We start from the raw sequence: 19089 nt of genomic DNA on the forward strand, positions 1-19089 counted from the left end.
CTAGGCTGTTTTGCAGCCTTGTTGCCGTTTTTGGGTTTGAGTGTTCTTCAACTGTGTGGGAAACCGTAAGTACACTCAAAGTGAGGGGACATTAACAGCCATGAAACTTCAAGAGATGATCGGCTTGGCTGTATACGAGGTTGAAGAAGGTAACGAAATCGGCAAAATTGTCGACATATTACTGGATTCAAATTGGAATATTACGGGTATTGAACTGGAAAGCAAAGCTTTTTTCTCCAGTCATGTGAAAGTTGTGGCATGGGAAGATATTGTCGCTTATGGCGAGGATGCTGTCATGATCCGCAGTAAAGAGTCGATTGTAAAGGCCGACACTGACCATATACCCTATACATTTCTTCTGGGAAAAAAGAAATTGAAGGATCTTCAGGTGCTCACGGCATCCGGAACGATTCTTGGCCGGGTGTCCGATGTTTATTTTGACCAGAAGTTGGGAAACACAATAGTAGCGCTGGAAATCAGTGACGGGTTAGTAACTGATTTGATCGAAGGCCGCAAATGGCTGCCTTGTTCTGAAGGAATGTCCATTGGGGAGAATTCGGTGCTGGTTCCCGCGATGAGCGAAGAACGGCTTCAAAAAGCCATTAATATTGTTAACGGATAGGTGGAATGTATTATATGAAGTGTCCAAACTGCAACTCCAAGGATATCGGCAAGATTGGTTCACACCAGTTCTATTGCTGGGGCTGCTTCATCGAACTGACAGTCAACGGCGAGAAAATGTCGGTGTATCAGGTGGAAGAAGACGGTACACTCAGCTCGCTTGACGATCTGTTCTCCGGGGAAGAAATTGCCCAGGATTATCCGCAGATCCATGCATCTTCCTGAGGTCAGTGACCACTGCTCAGGAACAGAATTACATATTGCCTAATGCGCCCTAAGTTCTTTGCAGCAGCACGTTGCCGGAGAACTTTGGGCGTTTTTTGCGTGGAAAAATATGAGGGTATCCAAAACACGGTTATTTTGCTGCTGGCATACATATACTTATCTACGAAGCCAGTCCAGAATTACCGCTAGGGAGTGTACACTCATGGAGCAATGGTCCCACAGTAAATGGTTCCGCTGGATGATCGGCGTCCTGCTCGCCCTGATCATTTTATATTTTGTATGGCTGCTTCGTCCAATGCTGCAGGGAGTATTCCAATTTCTAAAAGCCATCCTTGCGCCGTTTCTGGCCGCTATGATTATTTCGTATGTGCTCAACCCGGTGGTCAGTATGCTTGCCGGACGCAAAATGCCGCGGAGTGTGGCCGTGCTGCTGATCTATGCGGTATTCCTGACCTCATTGGCAGTTATTGTCATCAATCTGATTCCAATGTTCATCGAGCAGCTTGAAGAATTGAACGAGCATTTGCCGGAGATGACGCTGCATGCTCAGGGCCTGATGCGAAAAATGAATACCAGGCTGATTCCACCCGGAGTCGAGATGGGCATGACCAATTGGTTTTTTCAGTTGGAAAACCGCCTGGCCGGAGGGATCTCCCATTTTCTTGATAACATTGGCTCAACAATAGGTGTGTTGTTTGACGCCTTTATCGTGCCTTTTCTGGTGTTCTATATTTTGAAGGATTTTGATGTCTTCGAACGGACCGTGGTCTCCTGTCTGCCGCGCTCGCGCCGGAAATCGATTGTCAAGATGCTGAGGGATATCGATGACGCACTGGGCAACTATATCCGCGGACAGTTTCTGGTCTGCATCATCATCGGGGTGCTGGCCTACATCGGCTATGCGATTATCGGTATGCCCTATGCGCTGCTGTTCGCCTGTGTGGTGGCGGTGTTCAATATCGTTCCGTATATGGGACCGTTTCTGGGGGCGGCACCCGCGATTGTGATGGCTACCACCCTATCGCTGCGCCTGGTGCTGCTGGTTGCCGTCGTAAACACCCTGTGCCAGATGCTGGAGAGCAATGTCATTTCGCCGCAGGTAGTGGGCCGCAGGCTGCATCTGCATCCGCTGCTGATTATTTTTGCGCTGCTGGTGGGTGGAGAGGTAGCCGGAATGATTGGGCTGATCCTTGCTGTGCCGGTTTTTGCTGCCGGAAAAGTCGTAATTCAGCACATCATGGCTTATTATATTAAGCGAAAGCCGGTGTAAGATTAAAGCCAACCCGGTGAAATTGGCATAGATTTCTCTGCTCTGCTGCCGTCTGTGAAGGGGAAAGCATTGACTGCGCATGCTTCTTTTGTATATAATGTGGTGAATATTACTGATTTAATAATAGTGCGTTGAAGAGGAGTATTAATTCGTGAGACCGTTATTGCAGAGAGCCGGCGCAAGGTGCGAGCCGGTTAACGGAGAAGAATGAACTCACCTCCGAGTAACGGCGCGAGCCGCAGGCCCCGCAAGCAAACGGTGGAAGCCAGTGCGTGAACCGTCGTCGTCTCACCCCCGTTACAGGGTGTCAAAGTGAGTGGCAGGTAAAGCATATCCAGCCGCTAACTAGGGTGGTACCACGGGAATTCAAACCTCTCGTCCCTAGCGATTATACGCTAGGGATGGGAGGTTTTTTTGCGGAGTTGGGCTATGCCCCGGTAAACAACAAGTCTGCCTGAGAAGATCGAAGGCAGACATCACCCAGCGGAACAGCGAGTCCTGAGCTGATTCTTGGACTTTGCTGCCCGGCAGGCAAAACGGATGGATATTAAAAGGTATAGGGGAAACGGAACGGAGAAAAATTTTGGAGCTGGAGCAACGTCAGTGGCCGCCTTTATACTCGGATTTCAACCGCCTAGTGTAAAATCAGAAATCCGAGTATAACAGCGGGCGGAAGCCCAAAACTTTTTTGTAGTGCAGCTAATACCCTGAATTCTTTTGAGAAAAGCAGTTTTAACTAAGTAAGCAACACTCCAAGGAGGAGCATAAGATGAGTGATAACAACACAACAAACACAGCCCAAGGCTACCGCGCCCAAACCATCGAGCCTAAATGGCAGAAGTTCTGGGACGAGAACAAGACTTTTAAGACAGGTGAAGATGCAGGCAAACCGAAATTCTACGCACTGGATATGTTCCCGTATCCATCGGGTGCAGGGCTGCATGTAGGACACCCGGAGGGCTACACGGCGACGGATATCGTCTCCCGCTACAAGCGGATGCGCGGCTACAACGTACTGCACCCGATGGGCTGGGATGCCTTCGGACTTCCGGCTGAGCAGTATGCGATGGATACCGGGCAGCACCCGCGCGAGATTACTTTTAAGAACATCGATAATTTCCGCCGCCAGATCAAATCGCTGGGCTTCTCCTATGACTGGGACCGCGAGATCAGCACAACCGATCCGGAGTACTACAAATGGACACAGTGGATTTTTATTCAGCTGTATAACCGCGGACTGGCCTATGTGGCAGAAGTGTCGGTCAACTGGTGTGAAGCCCTGGGGACGGTGCTGGCGAATGAAGAGGTTATCGACGGCAAAAGCGAGCGCGGCGGCCATCCCGTGGTCCGCAGACCCATGCGCCAGTGGATTCTGAAAATTACAGAATACGCGGAACGCCTGCTGGAGGATCTGGAAGAGCTGGACTGGGAAGAAAGCATCAAGGATATGCAGCGCAACTGGATCGGCAAATCGACCGGTGCTGAAGTGATTTTCGCGATTGAAGGCCATGATGCCAGCCTGGAGGTATTCACCACCCGCCCAGACACCTTGTTCGGCGCAAGCTACTGTGTGCTGGCACCCGAGCATAAGCTGGTAGATCTCATCACTACTGAAGAGCAGAAGGCTGCCGTGGCAGAATACCGCGATAAGGCTTCACGTAAAAGTGACCTTGAGCGTACGGATCTGGCGAAGGAGAAATCCGGTGTCTTCACAGGTGCCTACGCGGTTAATCCGGTGAACGGCGCTCAGGTGCCGATCTGGATCGCGGATTATGTACTTGCCGGTTATGGAACGGGAGCCATTATGGCGGTGCCGGGACATGACTCCCGCGACTGGGAATTCGCCAAGCAGTTTGGCCTGAATATTCTTGAAGTGGTGCAGGGCGGCAATGTTGAGGAGGAAGCTTACAGCGGCGACGGCCCGCATGTGAATTCCGGCTTCCTGAATGGTCTGGACAACAAAGAAGCCATTGCGAAGATGATCGCCTGGCTCGAAGAAAAGGGCAGCGGCAAAGGGAAAGTAACCTACCGCCTGCGCGACTGGCTGTTCAGCCGCCAGCGCTACTGGGGCGAGCCGATTCCGATTCTGCACCTGGAAGACGGCACGATGAAGACGGTCCCTGTAGATCAGCTCCCGCTGCTGCTGCCGGAAGTAGATTCGATCCGGCCTTCAGGCACGGGAGAATCCCCGCTGGCTAATGTGACGGAGTGGGTTGAAACGATTGATCCGGAGACCGGCATGAAAGCCCGCCGCGAGACGAACACAATGCCGCAATGGGCCGGCAGCTGCTGGTATTACCTGCGTTATATTGATCCCCGGAACGACAAGGAGCTGTGTTCGCCGGAGCTGCAAAAGGAATGGCTGCCTGTTGACCTGTACATCGGCGGAGCGGAGCATGCGGTATTGCATTTGCTCTATGCCCGTTTTTGGCACAAGGTGCTGTATGATATCGGTGTAGTGGATACAAAGGAACCGTTCCACAAGCTGGTGAACCAGGGCATGATCCTGGGCAATAACAATGAGAAAATGAGTAAATCCCGTGGCAATGTCATTAACCCGGACGAGATTGTGGAAGCTTATGGCGCGGATACGCTGCGTGTCTATGAGATGTTCATGGGGCCATTGGAAGCAACGAAGCCATGGAATGAAAAAGGTGTAGAAGGCATCCACCGCTTCCTCTCCCGCGTATGGCGCCTGTTCGTGAATGAGGACGGCAGCATCAGCGCGAAGATTACCCCAGGCGGCGGCACCGACGAGTTCAAACGGACCTGGCACAAGACGCTCAAGAAGGTTACTGAGGACTTCGAGCAGCTGCGCTTCAATACGGCGATCAGCCAGCTGATGATCTTCATCAATGATGCTTATAAGCAGGAGACCTTGTCCACCGAAGCGGCAGAGCATTTCGTGCAGATGCTGTCGCCGCTCGCACCGCATATTGCGGAGGAGCTGTGGCAGCTGCTGGGTCACGAAGGCAGTATCAGTTATGTGGCTTGGCCGGCTTATGATGAAGCCTGGACAGTGGATGCCGAAGTGGAAATCGTCGTTCAGGTGAATGGTAAAATTGTACAGCGCGCGCTGATTCCGCAGGATATGGGTCAGGAAGATATGCAGAACCATGCGCTGTCGCTTCCGAATGTGAAGGCAGCCGTCGAGGGCAAAACCGTACGCAAAATCATTGCGGTTCCCGGCAAGCTGGTCAATATTGTAGTGGGTTAAGCGAAGAACGCATTTTTGCCCGCAGCAACGGAGTCATCCGTGCTGCGGGCTTTCTTGGTTTAGGGCGTTTTACTTCATCCTCCTCCTTTTTTTAAGGGGATTTTAGCGGTCCAGCGGAGTCTGAACGATGTCATGACGGCCGAATAATGCGTTTAGCTTCTCGACATCCTCATCATATTTGTCATGTGTGGTGAGGATCAGACGTTCAAAAACCCCCTCCAGACTGGTACGGAGGTGGCCCAGCGCTTCCGCTGTAATGCCGCCGCGGACGGCGACACGCTCCTGAAGCTCCTGGGGCGTCAATTCTCCTTGGGTCAGCAGTTTGCCTGTGCCCAGCAGCATTTCACCGGCCAGCCTGGTGATCAGCTCTTGATCAATGCCCGTAGCTTCTACTGCGGCTTCAATCCACCGCTCAAGAAAAAAACTGATAAATGCGGGACCGCAGCTGGAGAAATCAGAGGCAATCCGGGTATGTGCCTCCTCAATTTCCAGTGGAACACCTATGAAAGACAGCAGCCTTTGCAGCAAGAGCCTGTCTTTTTTATTAAGCCTGCTGCCGAATATGCAAAGCGATGTCCCGCTTTTCACACGGTGGGTGATACTGGGGATGACTTTGGCTATTTTGGATGGCAGAGCGGATTCCAGATGGTAGAGCATTACTGGGCTGGTGATAGAAACGACAATCTGCTCGCTGCGTAAGGAAGAGGCGATTTCATCCGTAAGCGGCTTAAATTCCAGCGGTTTTACACAGATGAAGACAATATCGCTTCCGTGTGCAGTCTCCCGGTTGCTGCCGATGGAGATGCCAGGATGGCGCTGTTGAAGCTGTAGAAGCCTGTTCGGACTGCGGTTGCTGGCCAGCACATCACGTGGCTCAAGTGCACCCGAAGACAGAAAGGCGTCAATGAGCAGACTGCCCATGCTGCCTGTTCCGATAAATCCCACCTTCATCTAGGGTACCCTCCTTTCTGGTATGGCTGTAGCCTTGCAGGAATACTCTTCGTTAAATGTATGCACCGGGGTCTTGGACAAATGACAGGTTTCAATCATAAGTTTGTATAAAATTCCAGTATGTTATAGGAGGACAGGTTCATGAATGTAAGAAGGATAGCATCTATGATGGCTGCTGCCCTGCTTGGCGGCGGGTTGATCTGGGCAGCCGACCGGGAAGAGAATAACGGAATTGCTGGCTGGGAGTCGTTGAACGTCAGTATGGCACAGGCGCTGGGGGTGGCGGACAAGCCGAATACAGCAGTAACCGCCGGGGTTAAAGGAGAGGAGGCATTGAAGCCGAAAGAAGCTGCCGTGGACAAGGGAGCTGCAGTTGGCGCGGGGGAGGCAGGAGCTGATTTGAAAGGATCCTCCGGACCAGCAGAGGCAGGGTCTGCGGGCGGGACTGTGAACGGAAACGCTGCTGGGGCCGCCTGGGGTGGCGAAGCGGTGGCAACCGCAGCAGGCAATACCGCACAGTCCACTGCGGAGGCCAGAGACGCTACTGCTACCGTCTCGAGTAGCACAGCTTCCAGTAACGCAGCTTCCAGTAGCACAGCTTCTGGCAGCACAGCTTCTGGCAGCACAGCTTCTGGTAGTACAGCTTCCACTAGCCAGGCTTCTGCAGAAGGCAGAATCAACGTCAACACAGCGGATGCTGCGGCGCTGATGAATCTCCCGGGCATTGGCGGGAAGAAGGCGCAGGCCATTATAGATTACCGCAGCAGCAAGGGGGCTTTTCGCAGCTTGTCGGATTTGGGTGAGGTGAAGGGGATCGGGCCGAAGATGCTGGAGAAGCTGGAGCCGCTGGTGAGTTTTTAAGCTGGACGGACCAGCACCCGGAGGGTAGCTATCCATTTGTGAGAATGCTAATGGATCAGCATCATAAGCAGGTTTAGCGCCGGTTTTTTTCGTATCGGATGTCCTAGTGAAAGCTTGCTGCAATATGCTACAATAATGAACAACTATTGAAGAGAAAGTGGAGATTGCTGATGACTGTAGCCTACCGTAAGAATTGGGATACTTATTTCATGGATATTGCCTGCATGGTCTCCACACGCTCGCGCTGCCCCCGCCGCCATGTTGGCGCGGTCCTCGTACAGGGCAAAAAGCTTCTGGGCACAGCGTATAATGGCGCACCTATGGGGGTGCCGGATTGTTCCGAGGCGGGATGCATGGTTTCGGAGCAGTATGAACGCGAAGTCGTTAACGGTGTGGAGACGATGGTGAAGAAGCAGCGCTGCATCCGCACCATTCACGCCGAGCAGAACCTGCTGCTGTTCACGGACCGGAGCGACCGGGAGGGCAGCACCGTCTATGTCACCGATGAACCCTGCTGGACCTGCGCCAATATGCTGGCCAACAGCGGGATTGTCGAGATCGTCTATCTGCGTCCTTACCGCAAGGACATGGAGAAAGTAGAGGCCATGCTGGCCTCCAAAGGCATTATTTTCCGTCAGTTGGAGAACTATGAACCACCGAAGGAAACGATGATCACCGTATCGGAATAGCAAGCAGGCGATGTTAGCTGATCGAATAAGCTTCAAGCTTCAGGGGAAGAACCTCTGTGCACGCGATTTTTGCGTATGCAGGGGTTCTTTTTGCTGTATTCGCACTTCGCCCTATAAGAATCTGTGTAAGATCGGCGGAATCAGTGGTAGCGGAGTGCTGTGCAGCTTGCTGCAGCTACATAGATTGAACAGAACGATCAATCTTAGTGGGAAGAAGTATCACTAATTCAGTTCATTCGGCTTATGGAATAGCTTATGTGGGAAAAAGTACCACTAATTCGGCTAAAAGCGGCTGTATGGGATGATTTGGCATGAGTGAGGTGTACAAAATCCAACTAAAACCTTCTGCAGCTAGGGTTTCAGCGAATTAGATTTACTTTTTCCACCTAGCTATGGTTCCTTATGAGCTTCATTGTGTTCCCCAAGCTTTCATTCACCAGTTCAACTCATCTGGCTCAAAAATAGTAAGGAGGGTTATACATATATGAAAAAAAGGCCGCTGTTAAGCTTTACGGTGTGCTGGATCATCGGGAGTGCTGCAGGCTGTCTGTTCTCCGGATATAAGCTGCTGCTTTATACAGCGGGTTGTCTGCTGCTGCTTGCAATCTGTGCTGTCCGCGGGAGAAGCGGCTGGAAAATCTCAGTTGTGCTGGGGCTGTCACTCGTTGCTGCCACCCTGTACTGGGAATGGAACGAAGGAAGAAATGTCAGCCTGCTCCCGCTGGCATTTGGGCAATCCATGGCAGAGCTGAACGAAACTTATGTAACTGCAGAAGGGGAAATTGTCTCTCCTGTGGAACGGGATGGGGACCGGGTGGATTTTACTGTGAAGCTGTCGCGGATGGGGCTGGGCGGAACAGGTACAGGTTCAGCAATGCCTGCAACTGGCGCAGAGGAGAACAAGCGGGGAAGTGCCGGGAAAGGTGCGGATTCGGCAATGCCTGCAACTGGCACGGAGGATAACAAGCAGGGCGCTGCCGGGAAGCTGGGAGATACCCGGAAACAAGGAGAGAGGCAGCGGCAAGATGCGGGCACGCAAGCCGATGGGCCGAAAGATCAGCTAATGGAGCTGGGCCGGGAAGAAGTTGCGGGAGAACTCATCGCTGTACAAATCACGCTCCAGGTTGAGTCGGAAATCGCTGATGCCGGCGGATGGAAGAGGGGAGACCGGGTGGCCGTACAGGGTGAACTGAAGCAGCCGGGGGAAGCTCGGAACTTCGGCGGGTTTGATTACCGTGCATATCTGCTGACGCAGAGAATTCACTGGCTGCTCAAGGGGGAGGGGACGGCAAGCGTACAGGCTGTTCCGCCGGATTCCTGGGGTCCCTCCAGCATTCTGCGCTGGAATGATGCGGTGCGAACCGCGCTAGGAGCCGAGATGGACGGTCTATTTCATGAGCCGCATGCGGGGTACATGAAGGGTCTTGTCCTTGGCTTGCAGGACGATCTGGATGAAGAAACGTTCAAGCAGTTCTCACAGCTGGGGCTGACGCATATTCTGGCGATCTCCGGGATGCATGTGGCGGTGTATGTCGGCGTGATTTTATTTCTGCTCAAACGCTTCCGCCTCACCAGAGAAACAGCACTAACCGTGACGATAGTATTGATACCTGTCTATGTGCTGCTGTCCGGTGCCGGACCGTCCATTGTGCGGGCAGGAATTATGAGTATGATTGCCCTGCTCGCTGCGCGGCTTGGCATGCTGAAGGATGGAATGAACATTCTCGCGGCCGCAGCGCTGATGATGCTGCTCTGGAATCCGTATCTGCTGCTCAGCGTAAGCTTCCAGCTGTCTTTTCTGGTGACGGCAGGACTTATGGTGTATGTTCCCCTGGTGAATCCGCTGCTGTGCAGGCTGCCCCGCTGGCTGAGCAGTACGGCTTCAGTCACACTGGTGGCGCAGCTTGTGTCTTTTCCACTGACCCTCTATTATTTCAACCAGTTTTCTCTGCTCTCCTTTGCCGCCAATTTGCTGTTTGTTCCTTTTATTACCTTTCTGGTACTGCCGCTCGGGACGGCTGCACTGCTGCTTGGCCGCTTCTGGCAGACTGCTGCAGGTGTGCTTGCACATGCTGCGGAACTTCTGAATGATGCTACATTTAGCGCGGTGGGGTGGATGAACGGGTTTTCGGGCGGTGTGCTGATCTGGAGTTCACCCTCCTTGCTGTGGATCTGCAGCTATTATGGCCTGCTCTATGGACTACTCTATGCCATGAAGCGGCGTATCGAGGCCCGGCTGGCCCCGCAGGTCATGGAGGATGAGACCAAACCGTTGACGGAGCTGGATCCTCAAGACAGCAGAGGGAGAAGCGTCCGGGCAGCTGGGGTATGGAGTGGAGCCGGAGGAAACCTGAAGCCTAATCCCTTGCAAATGCCGGAGTCCATGCGCTGGAGCGGGCCGTCAGTTCTCTTATGTGCAGTTGGATTAGCACTGCTGCTGTACAGGGGGTATCACTCGGAGCAGCTTGGAGGTGCCGGAGCCATCAGCTACCTGGATGTGGGGCAGGGTGACAGTATTCTGATTACCACCCCCGGCGGAGCCCATATTCTGGTTGATGGCGGCGGCACAGTCAGCTTTGGCCACAAGGAAGCGTGGCGCGTCCGCCGCAGTCCGTTTGAGGTCGGAGCTAAGACCCTGCTGCCGGTATTGAAGCAGCGGGGCATACACCGCCTGGACGCCATCATCCTGACCCATGGGGACCAGGACCATGCCGGGGGACTTCAGGCAGTCCTGGAGGGGATGCCTGTGTCGGCGCTGCTGTTCAATGGAACACTCGCTAAGGGAGGCACATACAGCAAGCTGATGAACACAGCACTTGCGGCAGATGTCCGGCTGTATCCGGTGCAGCAGGGACAGGCGCTTGCTCCGGATGATATGACGGAGCTGATGTTCCTGTGGCCGGACCCGCGCAAGGCAGGGGAGGCCAAGCTCCCGGAGGTGGAGGACCAGAACCACAAGTCGGTGGCCTTCCGGCTGAAGATGAACGGCCGGAGCTTTCTTTTTACAGGGGATATGGACAAGGCGGCGGAGGATGCAATCCTGCTGGACGGCAAGAAGGCTGGAGCTATAAAAGGTGGTCCAATTGATGTACTGAAAGTGGCCCATCACGGCAGCAAAACCGCAACGGGGGCAGAATGGCTGGGATTCTGGAGCCCCGGCGCAGCCGTAATTTCCGCAGGCGTCAATAATCTGTATGGGCATCCGAATGGCGATGTGCTTAGGCGCCTGGCTGACAGCAGCACTGCTGTGTACCGGACCGATCTGCAAGGGGAAATTCAGATGGAAGTCCGGCGGGAAGGGATCGCGGTACGTCATAAGCTGGAGCCGGGAACGAGAGCTGCAGAATGACATAGCCAGGCAATATATATAGCAGCAGTGGATTTTGGTTGATGGCACGGGCAAAGGAGAGTTAGTGTGCCTGAATTGCAAAGAATCCCCTTCTGCTCGCTAGAGGGGGACCCGGATTTGTGAATTACTGGTTTATATTCGTTATTATTTGTGCCCGGGTACAGCTCAGAGTTTGCGCACCTTGAGAATATCCGGTTTGCTTTCTATGATTTCCAGCTGTTGCGGCGCTAGGCCGGGAGATTCATAGGAGACATGGATCAGCTTATCCTTTTTTTGCTCCCATTCGCCCTTTATAACATCTGGAACTTCACTCCGGCCGGGAATTATTCTGGAGAAGGTTCCGTCCTGATGGATCTCTAATCTTTCACGCTCTTGGGACGAGCCAGAATTATTGGCGGTTGGGCGATAGACCGCAATGCCATGGGCATCTTCTTCATAAGCATGCTGCCAATTACCAAAAACCTCTTGTGGGGGCTGCTCCATATGTTTATCCTCCTCATATGTTCAATGAAATTGCCTAGGCCCAGCTTCTGAGTCCATACTGCTGTATTCATCGCCTTTATTCATCCCTTCAGGCCTGAAAAATATGCGTATTCCGAAACAGAAGTTGACCTTCTATGTGGAGAACATTCCTTTATTCACGAAGCTTCGTCGAGAACGAAGATGGCCGGATCATGGGCAACGGCACGGGCGAAGGACATTAACTGCCCCTGGCAAGCGGATAAGGTGCTTCCCCGTTCGTTGACCGGTTGGCCGATTCCTCCGGGAGCGCCCTGAACAAACGCCACAGCGCAGGAATTTCGTGGATTTTCTCTGAAATTCGAGGGAACCATTTGCAGCCTGAAGAGTCTTATTGGTTGAGAGGTGAGAGAGATGCAGAGCAAAGAACTGCCCTATGCCGTGGCCTATGCGCCGGTCATGACGCTGCGGGAGATGATGGAGACTTACGGGTCCGATGTGTGGCATTATGCTTTTTTTCTGACCCGCAGCCGGGAGCAGGCGAATGATATCAGCCAGGAGGTGTTCCTGAAGGCTTACAAGGGAATCAGCAAATACCGCGGTCAATCTACGTTAAAAACCTGGCTGCTGACAATTACACGCAATACGGCATTCAGCTTCAGGCGGAACAGCTTTTGGCGCAGATTCACTCCGCTTGGCGACCGGCAAGGGCCCGGATTAGCACCTTCCGCAGAAAAGGAAGCGATCGGCAACCAGTATGTCAGCCGCATCTGGGAGATTATCATGGCGCTGCCGGATAAGCACCGGGAGGTGCTGGTGCTGGATATCCGGCAGGAGCTGTCTGTAGCAGAGATGTCTGCCCTGCTCGGCGTTGCACAGGGGACAGTCAAATCCCGGCTGGCCCGGGCCAGGGCCAAGGTAAGAACAGCGATGAAGGAGGAAGACCTATGACAACAGGACATAAAGAGGAAGAGAACCTGATAATGACCGGAGAAAAGGAATGGTATGCCAAAGCTGGCCGAAGTCCTTTTGCGGAGGATGGATTTACTTCAGAGCTGATGGCCCGGATCGAAGCAGCTGCGGACAGCAATGGGGCGTCTAAGTCTAAATTCCGTTCCGGCAAAAGCCTCGGCCTCACCTGCCTGGCCGCTCTCCTGCTGTTCGGTGTTCTGATATGGCCTCTGGGTGAGTGGGGCAAAGGGGACTACGCCGGGAAGCTTCCTTCGCTCTGGAGCACTACTACTGGAGCGGCGGTTCAGCCTACGGCGTCTTCACAGACGTATAACCCGCCCGTTGGCTCTGCTGAGTTTGAGATTGACGGGTTGAAGTACTACATGCCTCTGCCGCTGGACAGAAGCAAGGAGCGTGCTTTTGCTGTAGAAACATCCGTAGGCATCGTATGGTCACCGCCTCCGCCAAGGGTGGATTACCTCAAACCGAAATATACGCACAATACAGAACCCTACACACTGTATTTGACCCCTAAGGGCCATTCCGAGTTGTCGGCCAATTCGGCCAAAAGAATATATACATTCCCTCTGTATGCAGGAGGGGCACAGACCTATTTTGATTTAGGATACATCTATGGGGCCGGAGATTATCTTCTGTTTTCCCACAACGCTTATACGTTGGGAGTGGGGCGGGGGGCTAACCCAGCCAAGCTTGCCGCAATTGATCTAAGAAAGGCTGCAGTGGGAGAAGTAGTTGTTCCCAGAGAGCTCCTGACGGTTGACTCAGCTTATGGTTTGTACAAATCCTTCATGGCTATTGACCAGGACAGGGAGGAATTACTCCTTGTTGATTATACTGAGGATGGAAAAGGCGGATATACGCAGCAAAATAAGCTGTATGATATTGCAACAGGCAATTTTCAGGTACTCACTGGGGACATTACTACGGTGAAGAACGAACGGCCTGTTAAGACTCATTACGGCGAAATCAGTACAGATACGAAAGCGGATTATTTCGTGGCACATTATGAAGTAAAGGGGGAGCAGCGTTCGGTGGAGATTAATATGTTAACCGGCCGGCAATGGTTCTACGACTGGTGGTACGATGAATACGGTGAGAAGATAGATCCGTCTGCAATGTCTAATCAATAGCCCCATCTGCAACTTTTAATAATGATTACTAGATAATTTACTAAAAAAAAGCTATACTTTTTGATGAGTTCAGAAAGTATGGCTTTTCTGCGTATTCGCTTTTGCCGAGCGGTTTGGGAAAGCCGGTGTTTTCTATATAGAGTGGAGCGGGAAATATGAAGAAGCTGACGATTGAAGATGTCGCCCAAAAGGCGGGAGTGTCAAAAAGCACAGTCTCGCAATTTCTGAATAAACGGTTCAAATATATGAGTGAAGCGACCAAAAACCGTATCGCTGAGGTCATTGAAGAGTTGAATTATCAGCCGAACGGTCTCGCACGCAGCCTCAAGCAGAACCGCACGCATATGGTTGGTATTATCGTGGCGAATATCGATTATTCGCTGTCGATCCAGTGCATCCGGGCGATTGAGAATGAGCTGCAGCGCCATGGCATACAGGTGATTATCTGCAATAGCGACGAGAATGCGGACAAGGAGAACACCCATGTGGAGGCGCTTGTAGCCCGCCAGGTGGACGGGCTGATTATTTTTCCGACAGGGGATAATCCGTCTCCTTATACCCGTCTGGTCGAAGCGGAGTATCCCCTTGTCTTTATGGACCGGCTGGTGGAGGGAATCACTACCCAGAGTCTGCTGCTCGATAACGAAATGGCCGTCAAAACGGCCATCAAAGAGCTGACGGGGAAGGGTCATGAAGCGATTGCTATTTTGTCGCTGCCCCTCGGCGAACATGCGATTACCCCCCGCAAGGAGCGGATGAGCGGCTACAAAAAGGCTATGGAGGAAGCAGGCCTCGCAATGAATGACCGGTACGTGCAAAGTGTGCCCAGAGAGGCGATTGCTTCCGCGCTGGACGAGCTGCTGAGCCTGCCGCAGCCGCCGACGGCGCTGCTTGCAGCTAATGATCTGGTGCTGGGGGAAATCCTTAAATATGCGAACCGCCATTCCATAACGATTCCCGGCCAGTTGTCCGTGATCGGGATTGATGATGCAGAGTTTGCCCGGATCTACAATCCGGCGATCACAACGATCCGTCAGCCTGCCTATGAGATGGGGATGCAAGCTGCCAAAATCATGCTCTCCTTGATTGAGGCTCAGGAATCTGCTGTGCCGATTACCTACCGGTTTCCGCCTGCGCTGCAGCAGGGACAATCCGTCCAGGCTCCGCCGGGGACCAAGTAGATCGGTTTTTTCAAAGGTTCACAGTGTTCACTATAGCAAAAAAGCCCTTTACAGCCTGACTAAGACTGTGAAGGGCTTTTATCTGCGCACACAAACTATGAGGGAGGAAAGGTTTGCGTTTGCCTACACGCTGGCCCTCATAAACTTTTCCAGGCCATCCCGGTCAGGCAGTCCATCCATATCCCCAGGGGACATCACGGCGAGTGCGCCGATGGCGTTGCCGCGTTTCACGGCTTCCGCTACAGTTAGCTTCTCCAGCATCGCGCTGATTACGCCGACTGCGAATCCGTCTCCAGCTCCTACAGTATCGACTACAGTCTCCACCTTGAATCCGTCGACATACCCTTCCTCCCCGGAGGAGGTTTTGTAATAAGCGCCTTCAGGTCCAAGCTTGATAACCACCAGGGATACCCCGCGTTCCAGATAATAGCCGGCAATTTCTTCAGGAGTATCCAGGCCGGTAAGGGTTTTGCCTTCGCTGAGGCCCGGCAGGAACCAGTCGCAGCGTGTTGCCAGATCGTTGATGGTGTTCACCATGGTTTCTGTATCCGGCCAGAGTACCGGGCGCAGATTCGGATCGAGAGAGACGGTTTTGCCGCTCTTCTTCATAAATTCCATAGCATGCAGGGAGAATTCATGGCAGGTCTTGGACAGTGCAGCAGAAATACTGGTCACATGCAGATGCCCGGCGGAAGCGAAATAGGACTCATCGAAATCGGCCAAGCTCAGCTTGGAGGCAGCAGAATTTTTGCGGAAATATTCAACCTTGGGATCTCCGGTAAGCACCTTGGATTTAATCAGCATACCGGTTGGGAATTCCTTGGTATAAGTGATGCTGTCGGTGTTAATCTGTTCTTTGTTCAGCGCATCGACGATAAATTGGCCGAAGTTATCTTCGCCAAGCTTGGTTACATATCCGGTCTTGTGCCCCAGGCGGGATAATCCGGTTGCCACATTGCTCTCCGCCCCGGCCAGAGCTTTGGAAAAAGAAGTCACCTCGTGCAGCGGGCCCGCCTCATTGGCATAAAACATCGCCATCGGTTCCCCGAACGTAACTGCATCCAGCTGTTTGCTCATGAATAGTTCCTCCTCAGGGTAAACATGCAACCCCTGTATAAATGAATTATGATTAGTAACTTGAAATTATCACATAAATCGGTTTTCTACAATAAGACATCCCTCATTTCAGTGAAATAAATTAACGTTATGAAATCGCTGGAAAGGGTAAAAGTCTTATTTTACAAGGATATTTTTGTTTTTGTGAAGACTTTACGGCCGGTTTACATAAATATATATTGACGCCGGGGGACATTATTATTACTATTTTCTTAGAAGGTTTTGGCTTGTGGTTAGTAAAATAGATAAAATAGTTTATCTAAATAAATATTCTTATTTCGGGGATTGACCAAGAAAGGGAGTTTGTGATGAAGAAAATAAAAGTATTGCAGAACATAACATCCGTTGGTGTAGTAGCTGTAATCCGTGCCGACAATGCTGATGATGCTGTCAAAATGTCCGCTGCCTGCATTGAAGGCGGACTGAACAACATTGAAGTTACCTTTACAACTCCGGAAGCCGACGTGGCGATCAAACGCCTTGTAGCCGAATACGGAAGCCGTGCGGTAATCGGCGCAGGTACAGTGCTTGATCCGCTTACCGCAAGAATCGCCATTCTGGCCGGTTCGGAATTTGTAGTCAGCCCTTCTTTTGAAGAAGAAACCGCTAAAATGTGCAATCTCTACGGTATCCCTTATATGCCGGGCTGCATGACATTAAATGAAATGAAAGAAGCACTGAAGCTGGGCGTGGATGTGCTGAAGCTGTTCCCGGGCAGCGCCTTCGGGCCGGATTATGTGAAGGCCGTCAAAGGGCCGATGCCGCATGTGAATATTATGCCTACCGGCGGTGTGGATCTGAACAATATGGAGAAATGGATCGCTAACGGCTGTATCGCTGTAGGCATCGGCGGCAATCTGACCGCTCCGGCCAAGGAAGGACGCTACGACCAGATCACTGAACTGGCTGCCAAATATGTGGCGAAGTTCAAGGAAATTCAAGGCGCTTAAAATCCAGCTTAGCTGTAAAAAAATTCAAAGCGATTGCTTACATAACAGCCGGTTTTCACCTAAAAAAGGTGCAATCGGCTGTTTTGCGTGTTTTCTGATTTCATTATTGTAACAATCTTCACTAAAAGAGTATTTGAATGATTCGAGCTTCCCCTGTATGCTTAGTAAGGATTATGGATTAACAAAAATAATGATTACAGGCTTGCAACAATTTCGCAGTCTTGCGCGTCAGTAAGATTGCATAGAGAGGGGGAACCTTCGTGGTGGAGCAGGGACTCATCAGAGCCGCTCAAGCGGGCGATCGCGACGCTCTAATCACCCTATTGCGAGAAATTGAAGGACATGTATATAAGACGGCCTTCTACATTCTTCATAATGAACAGGATGCTTTGGATGCTTCACAGGAGGCGCTTATCCGCGTGTATACCAAAATCGGATCCTATGAGGAAAAAGCCCAGTTCAAAACATGGGTACAGCGGATTGTGACCAACATATGCATTGACAAGTTCAGAAGAACAAAACCTACAGTTTCTATTGATGAACATGAAATGGTGTTTCCGGATAAACATGATGTGGAACGTGAAGTGTTGTCCGGTTACCTGGCGGAGGATATACGTGAGGCGATTGACCAGCTTCCGGAGCATCACCGGACAGTAATCGTTCTGCGGTATTTGCAGGATTTTTCTTACAACGAAATTGCAGACTCGCTGGATCTGCCTCTGAACACGGTGAAATCGTACTTGTTCCGGGCTAGGCAGCAACTGCAGAATAGACTTCAAGAGTATCAGAAAGGTGGTGTATCAGGATGAAATGCGCGGAGGTGATGGAATGGATGCACCGCTATCTGGATCATGATTTGAGCCAAGAAGAAATGATTGAAATGTTCCGTCATATCGACAATTGTCCTTCGTGCGCGGATGTCTATGACCGTCTGAGCACGCTCTCCCGGCAGCTGGAGCAGTTGCCGGACGTGAAGCCCCCTTTCAGTCTGGTTGACTCGATCATGCCACGGCTCGATGAGCTGGACCGCGGCGTTCAGGAGCCGGTCATGACGGGCACCGATGAATCCAATGTCGTTCCGCTCTCTCGCAAAAGCAGCCATGGCAAAATCTCCAAGGGCTCTTCATTGGCGGCACGGACAGGCATTGGCGCAGTAGCGGCGGCAATTATCCTGCTGATTGCTATTTTTAACATGCCTGAGAGTATGCCGGCGGCGGATGTCGACCAGGCGCTCAATCAGAGTGCAGATACAAGCTCTTCTTTGCAAAAAAGTATAGCGTCCACTGAACCTTCCCAGGAGGCGGGGCAGGAGGGCAGTGCGGATGGTGCGACAGGCTCCGCAGGTCAGGATAACCCAGCGCAGGACAACATGTTTTCAGCCAGCGGCAATAATTCTTCCGGCGGGGCTGAGGATATGGTCGCTCCATCAACGGCACCGACTGAGGATGCTCCGGCTGTGGCGCCTGATACAACCAAGAAACCGGACGCCTTGAAGGGACAGACGCAAAAGCCTGACAAGGCTGCTGCAACACCTGCTGCAACAACACCTGCGGCGCGGAATTATGTAATTAGCAGTCCTGATACCAACGGAGATACCGATGCACAGGACAGCGCGCCCAAGAAGGGCAAAATGGAGGCCGGTGATTCGGAATCCGGCAAGGATACCCAGCCTTCCCCATCAGAATTGGGGATTATGAACATGATGCCCGCAATGGTTGCGGCTTCACCATCAACATCGCCGGATGGACGGTTTGACGCCGAGCTTGCGGGACAGCAGCTTGTAATCTATTCAGTACCAGCGGGTGCTTCCAGAGACGACAGGAAGGCGCTGACCTCCCTCCCCCTGGAGGGGGAATGGGTCTCCGGTGAGTGGTCGGAGGACAGCCGTGAGTTCACCTATGTGACGACCCAAAACGGCAGTGAAATTACGAAGACCTACACTGTGCCGGATTCGGCTGCGACCGAGGTTCCTTCTGCTTCGCAGACGGTTTCTCCTACTGAAACTACAGCACCTGCGGCCACACCAGACCCGGCACCGTCTGCAAAATAATCGCAGAGTGGAACTTTTTCTATGGCCTTGGAATATGCTATGGTAAGA

General features: G+C 52.2%; 17 protein-coding genes and 1 other annotated feature. Of the genes, 13 read left to right on the plus strand and 4 right to left on the minus strand.

From position 1 onward, the window contains the following. Positions 1–100 precede the first annotated feature (100 nt). From BLQ82_RS23520 to leuS, 4 genes are all read left to right on the plus strand, one after another. The gene (locus BLQ82_RS23520; RefSeq protein WP_020428076.1) at positions 101–622 is read left to right on the plus strand and encodes a PRC-barrel domain-containing protein; all 522 of its coding nucleotides are present in this window, start codon (positions 101–103) and stop codon (positions 620–622) included. Between the two features lie 14 nt (positions 623–636). Then, the gene (locus tag BLQ82_RS23525) at positions 637–846 is read left to right on the plus strand and encodes a hypothetical protein (RefSeq protein ID WP_020428077.1); all 210 of its coding nucleotides are present in this window, start codon (positions 637–639) and stop codon (positions 844–846) included. 202 nt (positions 847–1048) lie between these two features. Beyond that, positions 1049–2116 carry an AI-2E family transporter gene (locus BLQ82_RS23530; protein WP_062522073.1) on the plus strand — a complete coding sequence of 356 codons (1068 nt, stop codon included), beginning with the start codon at positions 1049–1051 and terminating at the stop codon, positions 2114–2116. 122 nt (positions 2117–2238) lie between these two features. Continuing rightward, positions 2239–2502: a binding site (T-box leader), on the plus strand. A 383-nt stretch (positions 2503–2885) separates the two neighbouring features. After that, positions 2886–5333 carry a leucine--tRNA ligase gene (gene leuS / locus BLQ82_RS23535; protein WP_062522075.1) on the plus strand — a complete coding sequence of 816 codons (2448 nt, stop codon included), beginning with the start codon at positions 2886–2888 and terminating at the stop codon, positions 5331–5333. A 102-nt stretch (positions 5334–5435) separates the two neighbouring features. Here leuS and comER read toward each other — a convergent pair whose 3' ends face one another. Beyond that, complete coding sequence (gene comER / locus BLQ82_RS23540) at positions 5436–6284, minus strand: late competence protein ComER (RefSeq protein ID WP_062522077.1); 849 nt, start codon at positions 6282–6284, stop codon at positions 5436–5438. A gap of 141 nt (positions 6285–6425) precedes the next feature. Here comER and BLQ82_RS23545 point away from each other — a divergent pair, with 141 nt between their 5' ends. The 3 genes from BLQ82_RS23545 to BLQ82_RS23555 all read left to right on the plus strand — a co-directional run bounded on the left by BLQ82_RS23545 (position 6426) and on the right by BLQ82_RS23555 (position 11183). Further along, positions 6426–7145 carry a ComEA family DNA-binding protein gene (locus BLQ82_RS23545; protein ID WP_074648557.1) on the plus strand — a complete coding sequence of 240 codons (720 nt, stop codon included), beginning with the start codon at positions 6426–6428 and terminating at the stop codon, positions 7143–7145. 170 nt (positions 7146–7315) lie between these two features. Further along, positions 7316–7834: a deoxycytidylate deaminase gene (locus tag BLQ82_RS23550; RefSeq protein ID WP_062522081.1), complete on the plus strand. Its 519-nt coding sequence runs from the start codon at positions 7316–7318 to the stop codon at positions 7832–7834. A gap of 484 nt (positions 7835–8318) precedes the next feature. Then, positions 8319–11183: a ComEC/Rec2 family competence protein gene (locus BLQ82_RS23555; RefSeq protein WP_062522083.1), complete on the plus strand. Its 2865-nt coding sequence runs from the start codon at positions 8319–8321 to the stop codon at positions 11181–11183. A gap of 165 nt (positions 11184–11348) precedes the next feature. Here the strand turns inward: BLQ82_RS23555 and BLQ82_RS23560 are convergent, their stop codons facing one another. Continuing rightward, on the minus strand, positions 11349–11666 hold the full coding sequence (locus tag BLQ82_RS23560; protein ID WP_062522085.1) for a hypothetical protein: 318 nt from the start codon (positions 11664–11666) through the stop codon (positions 11349–11351). Positions 11667–11821: 155 nt separating this feature from the next. Beyond that, a complete protein-coding gene (locus tag BLQ82_RS23565; protein ID WP_163704250.1) occupies positions 11822–11971 on the minus strand; it encodes a P-loop NTPase family protein in 150 nt (49 codons plus the stop codon). 85 nt (positions 11972–12056) lie between these two features. Between BLQ82_RS23565 and BLQ82_RS23570 the strand changes: the two genes are divergently transcribed. The 3 genes from BLQ82_RS23570 (at position 12057) to BLQ82_RS23580 (ending at position 14925) form a co-directional block, all read left to right on the plus strand. After that, entirely contained in the window at positions 12057–12593 is a 537-nt protein-coding gene (locus BLQ82_RS23570; protein ID WP_062522087.1) for an RNA polymerase sigma factor, read from the plus strand. Continuing rightward, the gene (locus BLQ82_RS23575; RefSeq protein ID WP_062522089.1) at positions 12590–13744 is read left to right on the plus strand and encodes a hypothetical protein; all 1155 of its coding nucleotides are present in this window, start codon (positions 12590–12592) and stop codon (positions 13742–13744) included. Before BLQ82_RS23570 ends, BLQ82_RS23575 begins: the two co-directional genes overlap by 4 nt. A 155-nt stretch (positions 13745–13899) precedes the next feature. Further along, complete coding sequence (locus BLQ82_RS23580; RefSeq protein WP_062522091.1) at positions 13900–14925, plus strand: LacI family DNA-binding transcriptional regulator; 1026 nt, start codon at positions 13900–13902, stop codon at positions 14923–14925. 123 nt (positions 14926–15048) lie between these two features. Here the strand turns inward: BLQ82_RS23580 and BLQ82_RS23585 are convergent, their stop codons facing one another. After that, the gene (locus tag BLQ82_RS23585; RefSeq protein WP_062522093.1) at positions 15049–16002 is read right to left on the minus strand and encodes a sugar kinase; all 954 of its coding nucleotides are present in this window, start codon (positions 16000–16002) and stop codon (positions 15049–15051) included. A 347-nt stretch (positions 16003–16349) separates the two neighbouring features. On the opposite strand from BLQ82_RS23585, the gene BLQ82_RS23590 reads away from it, so the two are divergent. From BLQ82_RS23590 to BLQ82_RS23600, 3 genes are all read left to right on the plus strand, one after another. Continuing rightward, positions 16350–16991 carry a bifunctional 2-keto-4-hydroxyglutarate aldolase/2-keto-3-deoxy-6-phosphogluconate aldolase gene (locus BLQ82_RS23590; protein WP_062522095.1) on the plus strand — a complete coding sequence of 214 codons (642 nt, stop codon included), beginning with the start codon at positions 16350–16352 and terminating at the stop codon, positions 16989–16991. A gap of 260 nt (positions 16992–17251) precedes the next feature. Beyond that, positions 17252–17800, plus strand: a complete 549-nt coding sequence (locus tag BLQ82_RS23595; protein ID WP_025707659.1) for an RNA polymerase sigma factor — start codon at positions 17252–17254, stop codon at positions 17798–17800. Continuing rightward, a complete protein-coding gene (locus tag BLQ82_RS23600; protein ID WP_062522097.1) occupies positions 17797–19041 on the plus strand; it encodes a zf-HC2 domain-containing protein in 1245 nt (414 codons plus the stop codon). Before BLQ82_RS23595 ends, BLQ82_RS23600 begins: the two co-directional genes overlap by 4 nt. Positions 19042–19089 lie beyond the last annotated feature (48 nt).

This window comes from Paenibacillus jilunlii, from assembly GCF_900102965.1.
In the GTDB taxonomy this organism is placed as follows: Bacteria; Bacillota; Bacilli; order Paenibacillales; family Paenibacillaceae; genus Paenibacillus_AQ; species Paenibacillus_AQ jilunlii.

Coding starts and splice junctions, on each gene's coding strand:
- BLQ82_RS23600 (WP_062522097.1), top strand. CDS start 17,797: ATGAAATGCGCGGAGGTGATGGAATGGATGCACCGCTATCTGGATCAT.
- leuS (WP_062522075.1), top strand. CDS start 2,886: ATGAGTGATAACAACACAACAAACACAGCCCAAGGCTACCGCGCCCAA.
- BLQ82_RS23575 (WP_062522089.1), top strand. CDS start 12,590: ATGACAACAGGACATAAAGAGGAAGAGAACCTGATAATGACCGGAGAA.
- BLQ82_RS23525 (WP_020428077.1), top strand. CDS start 637: ATGAAGTGTCCAAACTGCAACTCCAAGGATATCGGCAAGATTGGTTCA.
- BLQ82_RS23530 (WP_062522073.1), top strand. CDS start 1,049: ATGGAGCAATGGTCCCACAGTAAATGGTTCCGCTGGATGATCGGCGTC.
- BLQ82_RS23545 (WP_074648557.1), top strand. CDS start 6,426: ATGAATGTAAGAAGGATAGCATCTATGATGGCTGCTGCCCTGCTTGGC.
- BLQ82_RS23580 (WP_062522091.1), top strand. CDS start 13,900: ATGAAGAAGCTGACGATTGAAGATGTCGCCCAAAAGGCGGGAGTGTCA.
- BLQ82_RS23550 (WP_062522081.1), top strand. CDS start 7,316: ATGACTGTAGCCTACCGTAAGAATTGGGATACTTATTTCATGGATATT.
- BLQ82_RS23560 (WP_062522085.1), bottom strand. CDS start 11,666: ATGGAGCAGCCCCCACAAGAGGTTTTTGGTAATTGGCAGCATGCTTAT.
- BLQ82_RS23585 (WP_062522093.1), bottom strand. CDS start 16,002: ATGAGCAAACAGCTGGATGCAGTTACGTTCGGGGAACCGATGGCGATG.
- comER (WP_062522077.1), bottom strand. CDS start 6,284: ATGAAGGTGGGATTTATCGGAACAGGCAGCATGGGCAGTCTGCTCATT.
- BLQ82_RS23520 (WP_020428076.1), top strand. CDS start 101: ATGAAACTTCAAGAGATGATCGGCTTGGCTGTATACGAGGTTGAAGAA.
- BLQ82_RS23570 (WP_062522087.1), top strand. CDS start 12,057: ATGCAGAGCAAAGAACTGCCCTATGCCGTGGCCTATGCGCCGGTCATG.
- BLQ82_RS23555 (WP_062522083.1), top strand. CDS start 8,319: ATGAAAAAAAGGCCGCTGTTAAGCTTTACGGTGTGCTGGATCATCGGG.
- BLQ82_RS23590 (WP_062522095.1), top strand. CDS start 16,350: ATGAAGAAAATAAAAGTATTGCAGAACATAACATCCGTTGGTGTAGTA.